The 19,893-nt window shown below is 63.2% G+C and carries 20 protein-coding genes; 15 read left to right on the forward strand and 5 right to left on the reverse strand.

All coding sequences use genetic code 11. From position 1 onward, the window contains the following. Nucleotides 1–114 precede the first annotated feature (114 nt). Complete coding sequence (locus J7I86_RS01540; RefSeq protein ID WP_214815032.1) at nt 115–633, reverse strand: gamma carbonic anhydrase family protein; 519 nt, start codon at nt 631–633, stop codon at nt 115–117. Nucleotides 634–750: 117 nt separating this feature from the next. Next, a complete protein-coding gene (gene purU, locus J7I86_RS01545; protein ID WP_214815033.1) occupies nt 751–1,602 on the reverse strand; it encodes a formyltetrahydrofolate deformylase in 852 nt (283 codons plus the stop codon). A gap of 237 nt (nt 1,603–1,839) precedes the next feature. Here purU and glyA point away from each other — a divergent pair, with 237 nt between their 5' ends. From glyA to J7I86_RS01585, 8 genes are all read left to right on the forward strand, one after another. After that, entirely contained in the window at nt 1,840–3,135 is a 1,296-nt protein-coding gene (gene glyA / locus J7I86_RS01550) for a serine hydroxymethyltransferase (RefSeq protein WP_214815034.1), read from the forward strand. A gap of 130 nt (nt 3,136–3,265) precedes the next feature. Continuing rightward, a complete protein-coding gene (locus tag J7I86_RS01555; protein WP_091466032.1) occupies nt 3,266–4,159 on the forward strand; it encodes a bifunctional methylenetetrahydrofolate dehydrogenase/methenyltetrahydrofolate cyclohydrolase in 894 nt (297 codons plus the stop codon). Nucleotides 4,160–4,256: 97 nt separating this feature from the next. Then, nucleotides 4,257–5,453, forward strand: coding sequence for a sensor histidine kinase (locus J7I86_RS01560; protein WP_214815035.1), 1,197 nt, complete (start codon nt 4,257–4,259; stop codon nt 5,451–5,453). Continuing rightward, entirely contained in the window at nt 5,450–6,115 is a 666-nt protein-coding gene (locus J7I86_RS01565) for a response regulator transcription factor (protein ID WP_214815036.1), read from the forward strand. Before J7I86_RS01560 ends, J7I86_RS01565 begins: the two co-directional genes overlap by 4 nt. A 150-nt stretch (nt 6,116–6,265) precedes the next feature. Next, nucleotides 6,266–6,586, forward strand: coding sequence for an SHOCT domain-containing protein (locus J7I86_RS01570; protein ID WP_286179166.1), 321 nt, complete (start codon nt 6,266–6,268; stop codon nt 6,584–6,586). Nucleotides 6,587–6,747: 161 nt separating this feature from the next. Beyond that, entirely contained in the window at nt 6,748–7,677 is a 930-nt protein-coding gene (locus J7I86_RS01575) for an ABC transporter ATP-binding protein (protein WP_214815037.1), read from the forward strand. Between the two features lie 37 nt (nt 7,678–7,714). Further along, the gene (locus tag J7I86_RS01580; protein ID WP_214815164.1) at nt 7,715–8,533 is read left to right on the forward strand and encodes an ABC transporter permease; all 819 of its coding nucleotides are present in this window, start codon (nt 7,715–7,717) and stop codon (nt 8,531–8,533) included. After that, the gene (locus tag J7I86_RS01585) at nt 8,530–9,363 is read left to right on the forward strand and encodes an ABC transporter permease (RefSeq protein WP_214815038.1); all 834 of its coding nucleotides are present in this window, start codon (nt 8,530–8,532) and stop codon (nt 9,361–9,363) included. Before J7I86_RS01580 ends, J7I86_RS01585 begins: the two co-directional genes overlap by 4 nt. Before the next feature lie 64 nt (nt 9,364–9,427). On the opposite strand, the gene J7I86_RS01590 is transcribed toward J7I86_RS01585, so the two are convergent. Both J7I86_RS01590 and J7I86_RS01595 read right to left on the reverse strand, forming a co-directional pair. Further along, entirely contained in the window at nt 9,428–10,768 is a 1,341-nt protein-coding gene (locus J7I86_RS01590; RefSeq protein WP_286179168.1) for an MFS transporter, read from the reverse strand. 27 nt (nt 10,769–10,795) lie between these two features. Continuing rightward, a complete protein-coding gene (locus J7I86_RS01595) occupies nt 10,796–11,902 on the reverse strand; it encodes a C45 family peptidase (RefSeq protein WP_214815039.1) in 1,107 nt (368 codons plus the stop codon). A gap of 168 nt (nt 11,903–12,070) precedes the next feature. Here J7I86_RS01595 and J7I86_RS01600 point away from each other — a divergent pair, with 168 nt between their 5' ends. The 7 genes from J7I86_RS01600 to J7I86_RS01630 all read left to right on the forward strand — a co-directional run bounded on the left by J7I86_RS01600 (nt 12,071) and on the right by J7I86_RS01630 (nt 17,611). Continuing rightward, nucleotides 12,071–13,123 carry a LacI family DNA-binding transcriptional regulator gene (locus J7I86_RS01600; RefSeq protein WP_214815040.1) on the forward strand — a complete coding sequence of 351 codons (1,053 nt, stop codon included), beginning with the start codon at nt 12,071–12,073 and terminating at the stop codon, nt 13,121–13,123. Between the two features lie 64 nt (nt 13,124–13,187). Then, on the forward strand, nt 13,188–13,754 hold the full coding sequence (locus J7I86_RS01605; RefSeq protein WP_214815041.1) for a hypothetical protein: 567 nt from the start codon (nt 13,188–13,190) through the stop codon (nt 13,752–13,754). Between the two features lie 10 nt (nt 13,755–13,764). Next, entirely contained in the window at nt 13,765–14,598 is an 834-nt protein-coding gene (locus J7I86_RS01610; RefSeq protein ID WP_214815042.1) for an exodeoxyribonuclease III, read from the forward strand. A gap of 19 nt (nt 14,599–14,617) precedes the next feature. Then, the gene (gene trpS, locus J7I86_RS01615) at nt 14,618–15,742 is read left to right on the forward strand and encodes a tryptophan--tRNA ligase (protein ID WP_214815043.1); all 1,125 of its coding nucleotides are present in this window, start codon (nt 14,618–14,620) and stop codon (nt 15,740–15,742) included. A gap of 4 nt (nt 15,743–15,746) precedes the next feature. After that, nucleotides 15,747–16,424, forward strand: a complete 678-nt coding sequence (locus J7I86_RS01620; protein WP_214815044.1) for a 2'-5' RNA ligase family protein — start codon at nt 15,747–15,749, stop codon at nt 16,422–16,424. After that, complete coding sequence (locus tag J7I86_RS01625) at nt 16,351–17,436, forward strand: YihY/virulence factor BrkB family protein (protein ID WP_214815045.1); 1,086 nt, start codon at nt 16,351–16,353, stop codon at nt 17,434–17,436. Before J7I86_RS01620 ends, J7I86_RS01625 begins: the two co-directional genes overlap by 74 nt. 22 nt (nt 17,437–17,458) lie before the next feature. After that, nucleotides 17,459–17,611: a glycine zipper domain-containing protein gene (locus tag J7I86_RS01630; RefSeq protein ID WP_214815046.1), complete on the forward strand. Its 153-nt coding sequence runs from the start codon at nt 17,459–17,461 to the stop codon at nt 17,609–17,611. Between the two features lie 72 nt (nt 17,612–17,683). Here the strand turns inward: J7I86_RS01630 and J7I86_RS01635 are convergent, their stop codons facing one another. Beyond that, nucleotides 17,684–19,816: a hypothetical protein gene (locus tag J7I86_RS01635; protein ID WP_396019851.1), complete on the reverse strand. Its 2,133-nt coding sequence runs from the start codon at nt 19,814–19,816 to the stop codon at nt 17,684–17,686. Between the last annotated feature and the right edge of the window lie 77 nt (nt 19,817–19,893).

Raw genomic sequence — 19,893 nt, forward strand, 5'->3', positions numbered from 1 at the left:
AGGCCTGCTCTGCGTCCCAAACCAATCGCGGGGCCCACACCGCCCGGGTTCCCTGGCTGAGCTAGCGAAGCCAGGGAGGCTGTGGGGATGCAGAGCGGGCCTCGCATTCGTCAGTTAAGCGTGCATTTCCCTGTGCGCCGCAGCGAGTTCCTTGTATTGGGCAGCGTTGTGCTTCACGCCCTCGAACTCTTCGTCCGTAAGTTCACGGCGTACCTTGGCTGGGACACCGGCAACCAAGGAGCGCGGAGGAATCACGGTGCCCTCCAGAACCACTGCGCCGGCAGCGATGAGCGAGCCCGTGCCAATCACCGCGCCGTTGAGGATAGTGGCGCTCATGCCAATGAGGCAGTCGTCCTCCACAGTGCATCCATGGACCACGGCGCTGTGCCCCACGGACACGCGCTCGCCCACGGTGCAGGGAAAGCCGGGGTCTGCGTGGAGGACTACGTTGTCCTGTAGGTTCGATCCCGCGCCGACGCTGATCGCGGCTGTATCTGCCCGGACGGAGACGCCGTAGAAGGCGCTGGAGTCCTCGGCCAACGTTGCCTTGCCGATGATCGATGCCGTTGGTGCCACGAAGGCAGATTCATGGATGGCCGGGGTGTCCCCGGCGAAAGTGTAAGAGGGAGCCATAGGCCCCAGCCTACTTCCCATGTAGGTCGCAGCTGAGCGCGTTATGAGCGCTCAAAACGCGCTCAACTGCGACTCAGTTGGGTGCGGGGGTGCGGGGGTGCGGAAGACGGAGCGGTGCTAGTTGAAAACCACGGTGCGGGTGCCGTCCAGAAGAACCCGGTGTTCGGCGTGCCACTGGACCGCCTGGGCAAGTGTTCGGCCTTCCACATCGCGGCCCATCTGGACAAACTGGGCAGCCGTGCGCGCGTGGTCCACGCGGATGACTTCCTGCTCGATGATCGGCCCCTCGTCGAGGTCCGCCGTCACGTAATGGGCCGTGGCGCCGATGATCTTCACACCACGCGCATGAGCCTGGTGGTACGGCTTGGCGCCCTTAAAGGAAGGCAGGAAGGAGTGGTGGATGTTGATGGACTTGCCGTTCAACTCCGTGCACAAATCATTGGAGAGGACCTGCATGTAACGGGCCAGGACGGTGAGCTCAACATCGTGCTCGGCGATCAACTTCAGCAGCTGCGCCTCGGCCTGCGGTTTGGTTTCGGGCGTCACCGGGATGTGGTGGAACGGGATGCCGTAGAACTCCGCCAACGACTCAAGGTCACGGTGGTTGGACACGATGGCCGGAACGTCAATTGGCAAGGTGCCGGTGCGCTGCTGGAAGAGTAGATCGTTCAGGCAGTGCGCGTCCTTGGAGCACAGGATGATGGTGCGGACCTTCTCGCCAACAGGGTTGATCTGCCAGGTCATGCCGAAGGATTCGGCTACCGGACGCAGCGCGGCCGCCAGTTCCTCCTGGGAGGACGCGGTGGTTGCCTCCACGCGCATGAAGAAGTTGCCTGTGCTGGGGCTTCCGTACTGCTGGGAGTCGGCAATGTTGCAGCCGGCCCCGAGGAGGGCTCCGGCTACCGCATGGACGATGCCGGGGCGGTCGGGGCAGGAGAGTGTTACAACGAAAGCGGTGGAGTCAGTCACACGATCAAGCCTACCCGTGCAGCCTTGTTGTACTGTTAACGGGTCGCAACTGGCGTTGGGTGGACTACCACCAGGGAGCGGCAATCATGAAGACCACGGATCGTACGCCTGGGCCGAGGGTCATGTCTTACCGCTGCACGCACGTGACCGGTCCCTGACGTCATCAAGGGGACGCGGGAATGCTGCTGCCGGTAGCCTGACCTGTAGCATCACCCGTTGCCTAGCCAGGAGATCTCCGTGACTACCACAACCACTTCCGCGTCTGTCAGCAACCAGTCGCTCGCCGATCTCGATCCCGAGATCGCAGCAGTCCTCAACCAGGAACTCGGCCGCCAGCGCGGCACCCTGGAAATGATTGCGTCCGAAAACTTCGCCCCCCGCGCCGTCATGGAAGCCCAGGGCTCCGTCCTGACCAACAAGTACGCCGAGGGCTACCCGGGCCGCCGCTACTACGGCGGCTGTGAGTACGTCGACATCGCCGAGCAGCTTGCGATCGACCGCGTCAAGGAACTCTTTGGCGCCGAGTACGCCAACGTCCAGCCGCACTCCGGTGCCCAGGCCAACGCTGCTGCGCTGTCCGCCATGATCACCCCGGGCGACAAGATCCTTGGCCTGTCCCTGGCACACGGCGGTCACCTGACGCACGGCATGAAGCTCAACTTCTCCGGAAAGCTCTACAACGTAGCTGCCTACCAGGTTGAAGAAGACAACTTCCGCATCGACATGGACAAGCTGCGCGAGCAGGCCATTGCTGAGAAGCCGCAGGTCATCATCGCCGGCTGGTCCGCGTACCCGCGTCACCTCGACTTCGCTGCCTTCCGCTCCATCGCTGATGAGGTGGGCGCCCTCCTCTGGACGGACATGGCACACTTCGCCGGATTGGTCGCAGCAGGCCTGCACCCGAGCCCGGTGCCGCACTCCGACGTCGTCACCTCCACGGTTCACAAGACCCTCGCAGGTCCGCGTTCCGGCGTGATCCTGGCAAAGCAGGAGTGGGCCAAGAAGCTCAACTCCAACGTCTTCCCGGGCCAGCAGGGCGGCCCGCTCATGCATGTCATCGCCGCCAAGGCTGTTGCCTTCAAGATCGCCGGCAGCGAAGAGTTCAAGGAGCGCCAGGAGCGCGTCCTCGAGGGTGCCAAGATCATCGCCGACCGCCTGAACCAGTCCGATGTTGCCGAAGCAGGCGTCTCGGTCCTCACCGGCGGCACCGATGTTCACCTGGTCCTGGTTGACCTGCGCAACTCGCAGCTGGACGGCCAGCAGGCCGAAGACCTCTTGCACTCCGTGGGCATCACCGTGAACCGCAACGCTGTTCCGTTCGACCCCCGCCCGCCGATGGTTACCTCCGGCCTCCGCATCGGTACGCCTGCCCTGGCTACCCGCGGATTCGGTGCCACCGAGTTCACCGAGGTTGCCGAGATCATCGCCACCGCGCTCAAGGCGGGCTCCGCCGCCGACGTTGACAGCCTCCAGGCCCGCGTCGACAAGCTGGCCGCTGACTTCCCGCTGTACCCGCAGCACGAGCAGTGGTAATCCGCATTTTCCGCGGATAAAAGCATTACCCGGGCCTTGAACCGGAGCCGACGGGATCCGCCGCCACACCTACGGCGGCGGGTCCCGTTGGCATGAGCCATTAGGTCACCCACCAGAAAGAGCAGATGGAATGACACAGTCCACCGCACAGATCCTTGACGGCAAGGCCACCGCCGCAGCCATCAAGGCAGAACTGACCACTCGCGTTTCCGTCCTCGCCGCCAAGGGAATCGTCCCCGGCCTGGGCACCATCCTGGTGGGTTCGGACCCCGGCAGCACCTGGTACGTGGGTGGCAAGCACAAGGACTGCGCTGAGGTAGGCATCCAGTCCATTCGCCGCGACCTCCCCGAAGACATTTCCCAGGAAGACCTCCTGGAGGTTGTCCGCGAGCTCAACGACAACCCGGAATGCACCGGCTACATCGTCCAGCTTCCGCTGCCCAAGCACATTGACCAGGACGTCATTCTCGAAGCCATGGATCCTGACAAGGATGCCGACGGCCTGCACCCCATGAACCTTGGCCGCTTGGTGGCCAACGTCAACGGCGAAATGAAGTCCCCGCTGCCCTGCACGCCCAAGGGCTGCGTGGAACTGCTCCGCCGCCACAACATTGAACTCAAGGGCAAGCGCGTCCTGGTGGTTGGCCGCGGCGTCACCATCGGCCGTCCCATTGGCCTTTTGCTCACCCGCAAGGAAGTCAACGCCACGGTCATCCTTGCGCACACCGGAACGGTGGACCTGCCCGCAGAACTGAAGCAGGCCGACGTCGTGATTGCCGCTGCCGGCGTGCCGCACATGATCAAGGCTGAAGACCTCAAGCCGGGCGCCATAGTGCTCGACGTCGGCGTCAGCCGTGTGGACGACGGCAACGGTAAAGCTGTTGTCACCGGAGATGTGGATCCGGCGGCTGCCGACGTCGCCGCTTGGCTGTCCCCGAACCCGGGCGGCGTGGGGCCGATGACCCGTGCCATGCTGCTCGCGAACGTGGTGGAGAGCGCCGAACGCCAAGCTGGCATCGCGTAGTTTCCTCGAACACGGCAGGGCGCCTACTCCCCACGGAGTAGGCGCCCTGCTCCGTTAACCCGACGACTTACCGGCGGTCCGAAGCTAGTCTCTGTGTATGCAGCCCCGTTTCTCAGAGTCAAAGCGGCATCCGGGGTCAAAGCGGCACACGGGCCCCCCACGAATTCCGGGCCAGCGCAGATTCGTTGGTCCTCCCACGAGTTTCATCGTCATCACCGTTGCAGTGATCCAGCTGGTGGGGTCCCTGTTTTCCGCGAGCCACCAGGACTCGCCCCGTCCGCTCGATGCCCTTGCGATCATGCTGCTCCTGGCCGGTCCGGCCGGGCTGGCATTCCGCAAGCGGGCGCCGCAAGTGATGCTCCCCGTCGCCCTTGTTGCCACCGGCAGCTACCTGACTTTGGGATACGCGTGGGGTCCGATCGTACTGTCGCTGGCGCTGGCCATCGTTCTTACGGCAGCGGCCGGTCTGCGCTGGCAAGCTTGGGCGGGTGCGGGTATTGCTGCGGCCGCGGTGATCACAGGTGCCGCCCTGACGGGTGACGAGAACTGGCCGGTACGTGCGTCCGCCGGCGTGGCGTGGGCTGCCATCCTGGTCCTGATCGGGCAGGGAATCCGCCGCCGCGGTGAACGGCAGGCGGAGTACCGGCGGCGCCACGAGGAAGCGCAAAAGGCCGAGCGGGACGAATACAGGCTCACTCTGGCGAGGGACATTCACGACGTAGTAGCGCATTCCCTTTCCATGATCAACGTGCAAGCGTCAGTTGCCCTGCACGTCGGCGCCGATGATCCGGAAAAGCTCAGGCCCGCCCTCGAAGCCATCAAGGCTGCCAGCAAGGAGTCGCTCACGGAGGTCCGCCAGCTCCTTGGCGTGCTGCGCGAGGACGTCCCCCTGACCCCGGCAGCGCGGCCTACCCTGGCCAGGATCCCTGAGCTGGTGAAGAACGCGGAGCTGAGCGGGCTGCGTGTGACGCTGGAGGACCACTCGAACCACCAGACGGTGGGGGAGGCCCAGCAGGAAGCCGCCTACCGGATCATCCAGGAAGCCCTGACCAACGTCGGGAGGCACTCCGGCGCCCGGACCGCCGTCGTGCGTGTTGTCGAAGCCGCCGGGGCGCTGACGGTGACAATCGACGACGACGGCGCGGGCATGGGCGGCGCGCTCCCCGGCAACGGGCTGACCGGTATGGGGGAGAGGGCAGCAGCCTTAGGCGGGACGCTCACCCTTCAAGAACTGGAGCCGGGCCTCCAGGTTCAAGCAATCATGCCGACAAGAGCAAAAGGAAACTTCCAGTGATCCGCATCCTCCTCGCCGACGACCAGACCCTCATCAGGGCAGGCTTCCGAGCCCTCCTTGACGCCGAACCGGACATGGAGGTGGTGGCAGAGGCCAGCACGGGTCGCGACGCCGTTCGTTTGGCTGCACGGAACAAGCCGGACGTCATTCTCATGGACATCCGCATGCCGGACGACGACGGTCTGACCGCCAGCCGGAAGATCCTGGGCGATCCAAGCCTGACCGGTACGCGCATCATCATCCTCACCACCTTCGAACTCGACGAGTACATTGCCGAAGCCGTCCGGGCCGGTGCCGCAGGGTTCCTGGTCAAGGACACCGAGCCCGCCGAACTTATCCGCGCCGTCCGGGTGGTCCACGATGGAGATGCGTTGCTGTCGCCCTCAGTAACCCGGCGCATCATGGCCCAGTTGGCGTCGCAGAGCCGGGCGGCAGCAAAAGTAGTCCCGCTGGAACAGGTGACGGACCGCGAACGGGAAGTGTTGGCGCTGGTAGGCGAGGGCCTGAACAATGCCGAGATAGCGGGACGCCTGTTCATCACACCCCTCACGGCGAAGACCCACGTCTCGCGAATCATGACCAAGTTGATGGTCCGCGACCGGTCCCAGTTGGTGGTGTTGGCCTACGAATCCGGTCTGGTGAAGCCTGGTTGGAGCAGTTGACCCGCCAAAGGCGCCTCCGCCGGGAGTAGCGGCGCATCCCAAGGTGACTCCCGACGGCGGACGCCTCACCAGCCGCATCCGAGAAGACTCGAACCAGAGCCGAAACACGGTTCACGCCGGGCACCGGCGGAGAGAGTTTGGATCACTGACATGTTCACCGCATTCACTTCACTCGTTGGGGAAACCACAACACTCGGAGGAACGCTGGCACAGGTGCCGGCCACCGTCGCCATGCACGGACCGTGGGGAGACGGCCCCGCCTGGCCGTTCTTCCTGCTGTTCCCGCTGTTCTGGATCCTCGTGATTGGTTTGTTCATTTTCATCGCACGCAGGACATGGCGCCGTAACCATCACTGGGCTGCGACGCAAGGCGCAGAGGGCGTACTTCGTGAGCGCTATGCCCGGGGGGAGATTGATGAGACCGAGTTCCGTCAGAGGCTGGAGGTACTGCGCTCGCAGCCCAGCAGCTGATCCATACCCAAGCCGAAACGGAAGGGCTCTTGCAAGAATATCTGCAAGAGCCCTTTCACATGTCAGCGGGCGCTACTAGTCTGCTGAGGGTGCACAATGAAGCAATCCGCTCACCGACACCGTCACCAACACCGTCAGAATCGTCGCAATCCGGCTTCGACATGAACCGACCAACCGTCATTAGCGCGCAAAACCTCACCAAGACCTACGGTGATCTCACGGCCGTGGACAACATTTCCTTCGACGTGCCGGCAGGGGAGTCCTTCGGTCTGCTCGGCCCCAACGGTGCCGGCAAGTCCACCACCATGAAAATGATCGGCGGCGTCTCCCAGCGCACTTCGGGCACGCTGAGCATCATGGGCCTGGATCCCGAGTCTCATGGGCCGGAAGTCCGGGCACACCTTGGCGTGGTCCCGCAGCAGGACAACCTCGACGAAGAGTTGAAAGTCCGCGAGAACCTGATCGTCTATGGGCGCTACTTCGGCCTGCCCTTGAGCTACTTGAAGCCGAAAGCTGATGAGCTGCTGGAATTCGCGCAGCTGACGGACAAGGCCAATTCCAAGGTCGACGCGCTCTCAGGTGGCATGAAGCGCCGGCTCACCATTGCCCGGTCACTGATCAACGAACCCCGCATCCTACTCCTGGACGAGCCCACCACCGGCCTGGATCCGCAGGCCCGCCACATCCTCTGGGACAGGCTGTTCCGGCTCAAGGAAAACGGCGTCACCCTCATTCTCACCACGCATTACATGGACGAAGCCGAGCAACTCTGCGACCGGCTGATCGTGGTGGACAAGGGCCGCATCATGGCCGAAGGATCTCCGGCCAACCTCATCCGCGAGCACTCATCACGTGAAGTACTCGAGCTCAGGTTCGGGTCCGAGCGGAACGCGACCATCGGCGTCGAACTTCAAGGCATTGGTGAGCGGTTGGAGACGTTACCGGACCGCGTGCTCATTTACGCGCACGACGGAGAGGCCGCTTTGGAACAGGTCACCGCGCGCGGGCTGCGCCCCATGACGTCGCTGGTCCGCCGCTCGTCGCTGGAGGACGTGTTCCTCCGGCTGACCGGCAGGAGCCTCGTTGACTGACCCGGCGAGCAAACCACTCACGACGGCGGAGCAGCCGTTGCGTGCCCACTCACCTGAAGTTTCGGCTGCCCGGGCGCGACGCTGGGGTTCCTTCTTCTATGCGGAGCAGGTGCTTCGCGTCATGCGGAACTACGGCTGGTCCGTGATCCTGTACAGCGTGGGGCAACCGGTGGCGTACCTCTTCGCCATGGGTGTGGGCCTTGCCAGTTTGGTGGACGCCAACAGCGAGGCCGCGTTCGGAGGCGTCAGCTATCTGGAGTTCGTGGCTCCGGCTCTGTTGGTCTCCGCCGCGGTTATGACGGCGTCGGGGGAGTTTTCGTATCCCATCATGGATGGCTTCAAATGGCGCCGTGTGTTCTATGGACCGCACGCCTCGCCGCTGACACCGCAGCAGATCGCCAGTGGCCACGTCATGGCCAGTTCCCTGCGGTTCCTCCTGCAATCGGTGGTCTACTTCGCGGTGGTGGCCATGTTTGGTGCTTCGCCGAGCCTGTGGGGCTGGATGTCTGCGATCGTGGCCACTGTTGCAGCGTTGTCCTTCGGGCTGCCGCTGATGGCGTATGCCGCCAGCATCAAGCAGGACAAAGGCCAGTTTGCGTTGGTGCAACGGTTCATTGTGATGCCGCTGTTCCTGTTCTCGGGGACGTTCTTCCCGCTGGATTCCCTGCCGATCGCAGTCCGCTGGATCGGATGGATTTCACCGGTGTGGCATGGAACTGAACTGGGCCGGGTCTTCACTTACGGCATGGACCAGAACCCGTTGCTGACCATCACTCACGTGGTTTTCCTACTGGTCACAGCAACAGGTGGGTGGGTTCTGGTCCGCCGCCAGTTCGTCAAAAGGATGGGCTCATGAGTGTCCTCACCGGCGGCCACAGCGCCACGGATCTTGCCCGGGAGCGCAAGTTCGGTCCGCTGTACTCCCGCAACGCCAAGGCCGTTGTGGGCCGCGGACTCATGGCGGCCAAGAGCAGTACGTGGTTGGTCATGGTCTCCGGATTCTTCGAGCCCGTGCTGTTCCTCCTGGCCATGGGCGTGGGCATGGGCTCGATTGTGGGCACAGTCCAAGGGCCCGGCGGAGAGGAAATCAGCTACGCCGCCTACATTGCGCCCGCACTCCTGGCGGTCTCAGCAATGAACGGGGCCATTTACGACTTCACGTGGAACGTCTTCTTCAAGATGAACTTCGCCAAGCTGTACCAAGGGATGCTCTACACATCCTTGGGGCCGCTGGATGTGGCGATCGGTGAGATCTTCCTGGCCCTCCTCCGGGGTCTGCTGTACGCCACGGGATTCACCGCAGTGATGGGGGTGATGGGGTTGATCACCAGTTGGTGGGCCATCCTGGTCATTCCGGCCGCGGTGTTGATCGCCTTCGGCTTCGCAAGCTTCGGGATGGGCATCACCAGCTTCATGAAGACTTTCCAGCAGATGGACTGGATCAACTTCTTCCTGCTGCCCATGTTCCTGTTCAGCGCCACGTTCTACCCGCTCAGTGTCTACCCGCAGGTCATCCAGTGGTTCATCCAGGCGATGCCGCTGTGGCACGGCGTGGAGCTGCTACGGCAGATCAGCGTGGGCTCGTTTAGCCCGGCCACTGCCATCCACGTGGGCTACTACCTGGTGATGATCGCACTCGGAATCATGCTGACCACTGGAAGGCTCCGGCAACTGTTTCTGAAATGATGGAGTTTTTTTATACAGCTCATGCCCCTAAAACGGTGTCTTAGGGGCATGAGCTGTGCGAAAACTAGGCCGTCTCGATTTCGGCCATGGTCAGCTTGGCGTTGTCGCGCAGGCCCCACGAGCAGAGTCCCATCACGGCCAGTGCGGTCACCGTGTAAATCACGACGCCGATCGGGTCACCATGGGTGGCGATCAGCAACGCCGTGGCAACCGTGGCTGCCGTGCCTCCTCCAAGTGCAGAACCAATTTGGTAGCTCGCCGAGATGGCCGAGTAGCGGGAGGCTGCCGGGAACTGTTCACTGAGGAAGGCCGGCAGTGGGCCCTGCGGCACTGTGTTGAGCGCGCCACCCAACGTGAACATCAGAAGTGCAATCCAGCCAGTGTGCGTCTCGATGGCCGGGAAGAACGCCACGAAGTAGATGATGAGCATCACCGAGCCGCCCACCATCACCGGCTTTCGGCCAATCCTGTCGGAAAGGATCGCGGCCAGGGGCGCCGATATGACGCTGGCCACCGCGCCCCACAGCTGGAACTGCAGCGATTCGCTGCCTGTAAAGCCGCGCTGGAGCACGTAGGACATCAGGAACACGGTGGCGATGTAGGTGAAGGTGTTGTAGCCGTAGCTCACACCGATGGACATCAGGATTTGTTTCGGGTGCGACTTCATGACAGCAAGCAGCGGAATGCGCGGTGTCTCTCCACCGGAAGGGCGCTCGTCTTGCGGGAGGGTCAGCCGGGCAATCAAGCCCGCGACTACCAACAGGCCGCCGATCCAGAAGGGGACGCGCCAAGCGAAGCTGGCCATCTCGCCGCCCGCGATGGCGTCCGTGAGGGAAAAGACGCCGGAACCCATCAGCACGCCGAGCCCAATGCCCATGCTGGTGAAGCTTCCCCACAGTCCTCGACGACCTTCCGGTGCCGCCTCGATTCCTACCAAGGCAGCGCCGCCCCATTCACCCCCGGCAGAGAATCCCTGAACCAGCCGCAGGGCAATGAGCAGCATTGGAGCGGCTGCGCCGATCGAATCTGCACTGGGCAGGCAACCGATCAGGAAGGTGCTTCCACCCATGAGGATGAGAGTGAGGATCAGGATTTTCCGCCGGCCGAAGCGGTCGCCGAAGTGGCCCAGGACGATACCGCCCAGGGGCCGGGCCAGGAATCCTGCACCGAAGGATGCGAAAGCCACCAAGGTTCCCGTCAGCGGGTCAAGGTCGGGGAAGAACAATTGTGGGAACACCAGTGCGGCGGCCAGACCGTAGATGGTGAAGTCGTAGAACTCGAGTGCTGTTCCAAAGCAGGAGATGAAAAAGGTACGCCCAGCGGAGACTGGGCGCCTGGACGATGGACCTTGTGGTTCCAGCGCAACATTGGGCTGAAGCGATTGCGGCAAGGGAGTGCCTTTCATTGGGGTGTTTTATTGGGGTGGAGAGGGTCAGAAGATTTGGAAGCCATCGCGTGCTGCGTCGGCAGGGTTGGCAGCTGCGTAAGCAAGGGAACAGTCGCCGGAATTGATGCTGATGGTCAGCAGTGTCTGCCACTGTTCGTGCGGTGGCGCCGAGGCATCGGGGTGGAAGCACACCACGGAGGACGCCCCCTCGGACGAGCAGAACTGCTTGGCCCGGTCTCCAACGCCCAGGCCGGCCAGCTCCGACCGCACCCGCCCGAGGTGGGCCAGACGCTGGGGCGACAACGCGTCCTCCTCGATTGCGTCCTCCTGCGCCAAGACCGGATCGAGAAAGTGGTTCGTGTGGAGCAGCCAACCATCGCTGCCGGCATCCACGACGGCGGTGCCCGCGGGGGAGACCTCGATGCTGACAGCCCGGCGTGGGGTGCTGTTTCCGTCGGCGGCCGGGGCGCCGGAGCCTGCAGTGAATACCGTGAACACGGTGGATGCGCTCACCCTTGCCGATGCGGCAATGGCGATTGCTTGGTCAAGGGCGGATGCTTCATCAAGGATCCGGCGGGCGATCGCGTGGACTGGCACTCCGGCGGAGTCGTCGTCGCTGGCGTGGGCAAGGATGTTGAAGTGCAGGCCAAGGCCCTCGCTGTTCACGCCGATCTTGCCCAGCGTCCCGAACTCGGTAAAGGTCTTGGTGGTCCTTCCTGGGGCAGGTGTCAGCTCGAGCAGCAGGCCTTCGGGAGCGAGATCGTCGTGCCAGTCCCAGGTTTGCAGAGTCTGCGGAGCGCCATGGGCGGCGGGTGCGTAAACCGCCGTCGAGCATTCATGGGAGCCGCGCTTCTTCGGAGCGGCGGCCAAAATCTCCGTGCGGGCGTTCACCACACTGAGTTGCCAGGTTTCGAGTCCGGCGCCGGTGGCCCAGCCTTCGGCTTCCTCTGCCAGTGTGGGACTCCAAGCACGGAGGGCCTCGTGGCTCCGCTCCGCAATGTCGCGGACCTTCTGCTGGGCGATGCCGATCGTGGCGAAGAAGTCGCTGTAGAGCTTGGCGGTATTGCGCGTCTGCGCATCCCAGGTGCGGCCGATATCCAGGCCGCGCTCCCGGGGATCGGGCACGGTGGATGTGTGGCGGTGAAGCTGCATGGGTCTCCTTGATGAGTGCCACTCCGGTTCGCAACGGGTAGCTCCGGAATGGTGTGGATCACTGGTGACGCTCAAAGTACGGAACAAAAACGTTTTTGTGTAGCTGGTGCCGAAGATTTATTCTTGAGGTCGGAAATCCAATGCCGGCTCGACGACAGGTGGAAGCGCATGCCCCGCGAACTTCAGCACGGTGCCACCATCTGGGACGTCGCCCGCAAAGCAGGAGTGTCGATCACCACGGTGTCCCACTCGCTCAACGGCAAGGGCAACATCAGCGAGGCCACCCGGGAACGGGTCCGCGCCGTCGCAGCGGAGATGGGCTATGTTGCCGATGCCATGGCGCGAGGGCTGAGAAGTTCCAAGACGGATGCGATAGGGCTCGTTTTCCGCGGCTTGGACAGCCTGGGCAACTACGGTCCCAATGGCGTGGATGTCTTCATGAAACTTGCCGGGGCGGCTGCGGCGGAGACGCTTAACAGGAACCTTGGCCTGATGCTCGTGCCGGACCTGAGCCGTGGACCCTTGCCGCCCTTCTCCATGTCCTTGGACGGCTATATCGTCTTCGCGCCGCACCTGGACGACCCCGTGGTGGCGTTGCTGGAAAATCGCGGGATTCCCTACGTCACCTGGGATCGCGATCCGGGGCGCCCCGACTTCCGGAACTGGGTGGCGCACGACGACGCCGCGTCCACCCGGACGGTCCTGGACCATCTGGCTGCGGCTGGCGCCGGGTCCATTGCCTATGTGGGTGGCACGGACCGGAACGCCTGGAACTTTGATTGCGAGGCGGCCTATGTCGCGTGGTGCCTGGAAGCCGGAATGGAGCCCCGGATCTACCACGTACCGGAACGCGATGGTGTGGAGGGCGGCCAGGAGGTGGGCGCAAGGATTCTGGCCGACGGGCTGCCGGGTGCTGTGTTTTGCTTGACAGGCAGGCACGCCAGCGGCGCAGCCCAAGCCATGCAGGAGCGCGGGATCCGTATACCGGGGGACGTGCTGGTGTGCACGGGCTCGGATTCCGAGCACTCCAGGCAGCACAGGCCCGCCATTTCCGCCCTTGACGTTGATATTCCTGCTGCGGCCGCGGCGCTGGTCCAGCGGCTCTGTGACGTCATGGAAGGGAAGTCGGAGCCGGACCCGGTGCTGCTGGCGGCTCGGTTCCTGCACCGCAAATCCACGTCGCCGGGTAAGGCCCGGAATCAGCAAAAGCGTGGATCCTAGCCTGGCATGTTCGCCGTCCGTGGAAGCGCACAAGGCACCTTTGCTCATTTGAGAGAATGGGTTCATGCAATCTCTCGGTGACCCGCACCCGTCCACGTCCCCCGCCGGCAAAGGCATGTTCAAGGGCTTCCGTATCGGCGGCTTGGGGATGACAGTTGTCATCATTGCCTTCCTGGTAGCTGTCATCTTCGCGGCCAACCAGAACGACGTTGTGGGCTGGGTTGTTGCTGTGGTTGCCTTCGGGTGGCTGGCACTTGCCACGTTTGTGGTGCTTAGCATCCGCAAGGCCGCGCAGCGGGCCGGTGCCAAGTTGACCGAGGCGCACAACGCGTTCAACGCTGCAGCCGGCCGCGCGCCGTCGTCGTCCGCTGCCGACAGTGGTGGCACGCGCGTCGTTGCCGAGCGGAGCAAGGCCGATGATGTCCGGGACCTCAAACTGGACCATTCGTTCAAGATCGTCCAGGTGCAGGTCCGTGTGGTGGATGAGGAACGAGCCAAGGGCGCAACAGCGGACCAGGACACTATCAACCGCGCGCTGGAAACCATCGCCATTACGGCCACGAATGCGCGCGACATGATCAAGTCTTCCGGCGGCTCGGACGAGCCCGTGGCCGGCACCATCATCGACTAGAGTGGACCGGGTGAGTACGGCATTGAAGAAGGACTTCCTTCGCATCGCATCAGTTAACGTCAATGGCCTGCGGGCTGCCTACAAGAACGGCATGGCGGAATGGCTGGAGCCGCGCGAGGTAGACATTCTCTGCCTGCAGGAAGTCCGTGCCCCTGACGACATCGTCAGGAAGCTGATCGGAGAAGGCTGGCACATCCTCCACACCGAAGCCGAGGCCAAGGGCCGTGCCGGTGTGGCCATCGCTTCCCGCGAGGAGCCCACGGCCACCCGCGTTGGTGTAGGTGATGACTACTTCGACACCTCCGGGCGCTGGGTCGAGGCGGACTACATGGTCAAGAACGCAGCCGGCGAACCCGCCACCCTCACCGTTGTCAGTGCCTACGTGCACTCCGGTGAAGTGGGAACCCCCAAGCAGGACGACAAATTCCGTTTCCTGGATGCCATGACCGTTCGCCTGCCGGAGCTCGCCAAGCACAGTGACCACGCTTTGGTTGTGGGCGACCTGAACGTGGGACACACAGAACTCGACATCAAGAACTGGAAGGGCAACGTCAAGCGTGCCGGCTTCCTCCCGGAGGAGCGTGCATACTTTGACCGCTTCCTTGGTGAAGAAATCGGATGGAGGGATGTCCACAGGGGCCTGGCAGGTAATGTCGCCGGCCCCTACACCTGGTGGTCCCAGCGCGGTAAGGCCTTTGACACTGACACTGGCTGGCGCATCGACTACCACCTGGCCACACCGGGCCTCGCAGCAGCCGCTTTCTCGGCTGTCGTTGACCGGGCGCCTTCGTGGGACACCCGCTTCTCTGACCACGCACCGCTGGTAGTCGACTACCGGCTCTAAGCTCCTAAGGTATTCCTCCATGACTAGTTCCCCCACGACTGAAACCGGCGCAGCCGTTGATGCAGCGACCGAACTCAAGCCTGTGATTTCCACCAAGCCGGCTGTTGGCGCCAAGCACCGCGTGCTATCCGGCATGCAGCCCTCGGCCGATTCCCTGCACCTTGGCAACTACCTCGGCGCCTTGGTCAACTGGGTTCGGATGCAGGAGGAGTACGACGCCGTCTACTTCATTCCTGACTTGCACGCCATCACGGTCCCGCAGGACCCTGCTGAACTTGCCCGGCGCACCCGAGTCACCGCAGCCCAGTACATTGCCGGCGGCGTGGATGTGGACAAGTGCACCCTCTTCGTCCAGTCCCAGGTTCCTGAGCACGCCCAGTTGGCGTGGGTACTGAACTGCATCACGGGCATGGGTGAAGCCGCCCGCATGACGCAGTTCAAGGACAAAGCCCAGAAGCAAGGTTCGGACCACGCCAGCGTTGGACTGTTCACGTACCCCATCCTGCAGGCCGCCGACATCCTCCTCTACCAGCCGCACGGCGTGCCCGTAGGTGAAGACCAGCGTCAGCACGTGGAGCTCAGCCGGGACCTTGCCAACCGCTTCAACAGCCGCTTTGGCGAGACGTTCCAAGTGCCTGAGGCCTTCATTCAGAAGGAATCGGCCAAGATTTACGATCTCCAGAACCCCAACGCCAAGATGTCCAAGTCCGCGGAATCACCGGCCGGCCTGATCAACCTCCTGGATGATCCCAAGACCGTGGCCAAGCGCATCAAGTCGGCCGTCACGGACACCGAGACGGAGATCCGGTACGACCGTGAGAACAAGCCGGGCGTGTCCAACCTGCTGACCATCTACTCGGCCATCAGCGGCACACCGGTGGAGAAGATCGTGGCCGACTACCAGGGCAAGATGTACGGCCACCTGAAGGTCGATCTGGCTGAACTCGTCTCCGGGCATTTGGCGCCCATCCGTGAACGTGCCAACGAACTCCTGGCCGACCCCGCGGAACTGGACCGCCTCCTGGCCCTCGGCGCCGACAAAGCCCGCGAAATTGCGGCAGCCACCCTCGCGGACGTCTACTCCAAGGTAGGGTTCCTGCCATACCGCGGCGATGCCTCCCACGGAATCCAGGGAGTCCGCTAACTCCATGTGCTCCGCTGGCCAACTCAACGTCAAGACCGGCACCCGAGAGGGTGCCGGTCCGGACGACTCGCGCCAGCCCGCTGTGTCCGGCACTGATTGCGGCGAGGGTGACACCATGTGCGTGGGCGTCATCCTTGGTTTCCCACCGGAAATCGCCCGCGAACTCCAGGAATGGAGAGCCTCTTTCGGCGATCCGATGGCTGAGGTCATTCCTGCGCACATCACCCTGATCACCACCACGCCCACCCAGGACTGGGCTGCTACCCGCGAGCATGTCCGGGAAGTTGCGCGGACCCAGGAACCTTTCGATATCACCATTTCCGGCACGGGTTCCTTCCGTCCCGTCTCGCCTGTGGTGTTCGTCAACGTGGAGGAAGGCTTTGAAGAGTGCGTAAAGTTGCACGAGAAACTTCAAACCGGCCCGCTTGAGCGGATGCTGCCTTTCCCGTACCACCCGCATGTCACCGTGGCCCACGATGTTGCCCAGGAAAACCTCGACGAAGCCGAAACGGTCCTCAGGGATTACCGCGCCACGTTCCCCGTGGTTAGCATGGGACTTTACGAGCACGACACCAATGGAATTTGGCAGCTACGGGAAGAGCTCGACTTTGGCGGCGATACTGACGAAGCACAGCAAGCGGATCCAAGCCACAGAGGCGGACGTTCCTCCGCTGCCAACTGAGCTGGCAAAACTCAAACTTCAGCTTCTGCGCAAAAGGCAGGACTGGGGTCATGCCAAGCGCTCCGGTGAGGGCTTGCCGAAAAAGGCGGGCGCATTCTTTGCACTCTTCCTCGCCAGGCTGAACACCAACCGTGCCCTGCGGTCCTTCCAGCATTACACCCGGCAACACGGGCCGCTGCTGAGCGCCGGCATTGGCTTCAACATGTTCTTCTCTGTGACGGGTCTGCTCACCACCGGCTTTGCTGTTGCAGGAATTGTGCTGGGTGGTAATCCTGCCCTACAGGACGCCGTGATCAACAGCGTGGCACAGGCCGCCCCCGGTCTCCTTCAGGTAGATGGGGGCGAAGGGCTGGTGGATCCGCAATCCCTGCTCAACCCGTCGGGACTTGGATGGACAGCCCTCATCGCAGCCGTAGTCACGGTCTTCGTTTCCCTCGGCTGGATCGCCAGCATAAGGGAAGGGCTCCGCGGGGTTATGAAGGCCGACCCTCTGGTCCGCAACCCGATCCTGCAAAAACTCATCGACGCCGGCACCCTGCTGCTCCTGGGCGTCATCCTGGTGGTCAGCGCAGGCGTCTCGCTTGTCTTTGGTACCGCAGCGGACTGGCTCATTGCGATGCTCAAACTGGACGAAAGCGTTGCCGAGCCCATAGCGGCGACCGTCAAGATCGTGGTTCCGCTCCTGCTGAACTGCGCGACGGCGGCGGTACTGTTCCGGATCGCAGGTGGCCTGAAGCTGGGGCGCCGCTCGTTTTTGGAGGGCGTGGTGCTGGCAGGTGTTGGGACCACGGTCCTGCAATTCTTCAGCACGGAACTTCTTGCCCGCTCCGGCAACAATCCGGTTCTGGCGTCGTTCGCCATCATCATCGGCCTGTTGATCTGGTTCAACCTTGTGAGCCAGGTGTATCTCGTCTCGGCGTCGTGGTCAGCTATTCGCGAAGCTGACACGGAATCGGGGGAGTCCCCGCGCAAGAAAGTCCTTGGCTCGCGTCGGGTAGCGCCCCGCACCTGACAGTTTCAATCTGGAGGCCGGCATGAACAACCAACTGTGGATCGCTTGTCTCCTCGGGGCTGCGGCAGGACTCATAGTTGGCCAGTTGGTCTTCAATTCGCCCTTTTTGGGCATCCTCATTGGTGTTGGTCTGGGAGCCCTCGTGGGCGCTGCGGTGGGACCCCGCCGGAGCTAACCGGAACAACGCGGGGTCCCTTACGGCCCATCCAGAGGTGGATTACGGGCCTCAGTGACCCACGTTGCTTGGCTAGGGTGCCTGCACCAGCCCTTCCCAGGCAACGGTCCAGTCTGCCGGGAATCCCGGGGCGTGGTGGTCCGGGCCGTTGTCCCAGCCGGCGGCCATGAGCGCGACAGCGGCCAGAAGCCCACCGTTGCCCGGCAAATAGAGCGGTAGTGAATCGGTTTGGCGATTGTGGCCGTTGGGGAGGACCGTATTCTTGCCGGCCCCCAGGAGGAGTGCATCAACCGCGGCCTCCGGGTCCCCGAGCCGAGCAGCGGTCATGGCCATCACGGGGTAGTCCCAACCCCAGGTGCTGGCCCAGTCCCAATCACCCAGGACGTCCAAGAGCGTGGCACGCATGATGGCCGGATCAATGAGATCGGTCTGCGGGAGGACACCAAGGGCGCACAGCATGGACGGGTGGTCGGTGCGTATGGTGAACGGCTCCACATCGATCGCTGCGTAGACGCCGTCAATGACCCGCGGCGGCACCATGGCATCGGCCACCTTCGACCATTCCTGCACAGGTTCCAGCCCCAGCCGGTGTCGCCAGTCGGCAGCGATCCGCAGGGCCCACTGCCAGTACGCCAGTTCGAACGTGGGATTGGTGACCTCGGCCCTGATGGAGCCGTAGCTCTCCTGCGCCGGAATCAGGGGTGGGCCCAACTCAAAACCGCGTGAGGTGGGGTGTGCGAAGCCAGCCATGAATGCAGCCGATTCGAAGACGATCTCCGCAAATTCCTCCAATACTGCCCGGCTCGGATCTGCCCGGTACACCAGCTCTGCCAGGTAGATGGGATGCGGCTGCTGCCAGATCAGGAAGGTACCGATAGGGCTGGGGCTTTCCTGCCCGTCCGGACCTATCTGCTTGGGCCAGCGAACGCCGTCGAAACCTTGAGCCTTGGCCGTTTGCCGTGAAGTCTCCAGAACTGTGGAGTACCACCGGAGCGAGGGCAGCAGCAGCTCCGCGCGATTCCACTGCGCAAAGTGGGCGGCATGCCACCAGTGCATCTCCAGATGGAAGCGGCCACGCCAGGAATTGCAGACCAACCCGGTCTCTTGCGGCGGCAACGAGCCCGAGCAGTTGATGGCGGTCAGATATTGCGACAGCACAATCCTGCGTTCCAGTTCCTTGGCTCTGGGAGCATCTGTGGCATCAAGCTCGATTGCCCCTCCTGAAGACCAGAAAGCAGGCCAATATGCCGCGGATGCGTTCTCCACACGACGCGCAGGAGAAAGCCCGACGTCGGTACAGGCGTGGGCGCCGGAGCCCACCTCGGGTGTGGGGCCGGTCAGCCTGTTGTTGCCTCGCGGCAGGCAGTCTCCGTCCCCGGCAGAAACGAAAGCAAGGGAGACCTCCATGGTGGTTGCGTCTGCGGCGCTTGCGACTCGAATCTGGTGCCGCTCTGTCTGTTCTACAGCGAGATCCTGGCCCGAGATGATCACCTGGTAGCGGGAAGCGTCCAGTTCGCGGCGGGCGGTCCATGCTGCGGCGCCACAGTTTTCAGGCGAAGGTTCCGGACCCTGGAGAGTGGTGCTGTGGGACTCGGGCCGGTTCCAGTCCGCGGCGTCATGCCACGCCTCGGACCCGTACGGGAAGGCGACTCCCACCACCAAACCAGCGGCAAGCGCTGTCGACTCCACGCGAATTCCCAGCTCATCGCGGTCCGGATGGCACGCCGTCGTCACTGTGACGGTGTGTCCTGCCAACGTGAAGCGGCTGGTGACCGTGCCCGTCCAGAGGTCCAGGGTCTGTTCAGTGCCAGCGATGTCGGCCGGCGTGAGGGGACGTTCCGTGCCATTGTCCATCCAACGGAATCCGATGCGCCCCAAGTCCAAGCGATGCGCATTCGCCCTGAGCCACGTTTCAGCCAGGGAGGTGTCGGTTTCACGGTCGTTCACGATTTCTCCCACCATGTCCACGTAGGGGACCGGGCCACGGGGTGAATCGTAGAGGACAGTTGAGCCTGTGAGGTGGTAGGGCTCCGGCGGCGGAACGGAGTGCCAACCCCATTGCGCTTGGGTCCCAAGGAGTGTTCCCGGCGGCAGATCGTCACGAGCACCCACCGGATAGTCAACCGGGAATGACTGCAGTCCGGTGAGGTCCACGGTGAAGGCGAATTCGCCGTTGCCAACTGAGACAGGACTGCGTGGATCCATGCGGTGCTGCCGGACGTTGTGCCGCTGGACCAAGGCCTTACGGTCTATCGCGGGTCTGTCGACGGCCTTGGCTTCTG

Origin of the sequence: Arthrobacter sp. ISL-95 (genome assembly GCF_018613695.1) — a bacterium.
Classification (GTDB): Bacteria; Actinomycetota; Actinomycetes; order Actinomycetales; family Micrococcaceae; genus Arthrobacter.

Excerpts from the sequence above, each read along its gene's own strand:
- J7I86_RS01540 (WP_214815032.1), bottom strand. The coding sequence starts at position 633 with ATGGCTCCCTCTTACACTTTCGCCGGGGACACCCCGGCCATCCATGAA.
- J7I86_RS01555 (WP_091466032.1), top strand. The coding sequence starts at position 3,266 with ATGACACAGTCCACCGCACAGATCCTTGACGGCAAGGCCACCGCCGCA.
- J7I86_RS01560 (WP_214815035.1), top strand. The coding sequence starts at position 4,257 with ATGCAGCCCCGTTTCTCAGAGTCAAAGCGGCATCCGGGGTCAAAGCGG.
- J7I86_RS01570 (WP_286179166.1), top strand. The coding sequence starts at position 6,266 with ATGTTCACCGCATTCACTTCACTCGTTGGGGAAACCACAACACTCGGA.
- J7I86_RS01575 (WP_214815037.1), top strand. The coding sequence starts at position 6,748 with ATGAACCGACCAACCGTCATTAGCGCGCAAAACCTCACCAAGACCTAC.
- J7I86_RS01585 (WP_214815038.1), top strand. The coding sequence starts at position 8,530 with ATGAGTGTCCTCACCGGCGGCCACAGCGCCACGGATCTTGCCCGGGAG.
- J7I86_RS01590 (WP_286179168.1), bottom strand. The coding sequence starts at position 10,768 with ATGAAAGGCACTCCCTTGCCGCAATCGCTTCAGCCCAATGTTGCGCTG.
- J7I86_RS01595 (WP_214815039.1), bottom strand. The coding sequence starts at position 11,902 with ATGCAGCTTCACCGCCACACATCCACCGTGCCCGATCCCCGGGAGCGC.
- J7I86_RS01600 (WP_214815040.1), top strand. The coding sequence starts at position 12,071 with ATGCCCCGCGAACTTCAGCACGGTGCCACCATCTGGGACGTCGCCCGC.
- J7I86_RS01605 (WP_214815041.1), top strand. The coding sequence starts at position 13,188 with ATGCAATCTCTCGGTGACCCGCACCCGTCCACGTCCCCCGCCGGCAAA.
- trpS (WP_214815043.1), top strand. The coding sequence starts at position 14,618 with ATGACTAGTTCCCCCACGACTGAAACCGGCGCAGCCGTTGATGCAGCG.
- J7I86_RS01620 (WP_214815044.1), top strand. The coding sequence starts at position 15,747 with ATGTGCTCCGCTGGCCAACTCAACGTCAAGACCGGCACCCGAGAGGGT.
- J7I86_RS01630 (WP_214815046.1), top strand. The coding sequence starts at position 17,459 with ATGAACAACCAACTGTGGATCGCTTGTCTCCTCGGGGCTGCGGCAGGA.
- J7I86_RS01635 (WP_396019851.1), bottom strand. The coding sequence starts at position 19,816 with ATGGATCCACGCAGTCCTGTCTCAGTTGGCAACGGCGAATTCGCCTTC.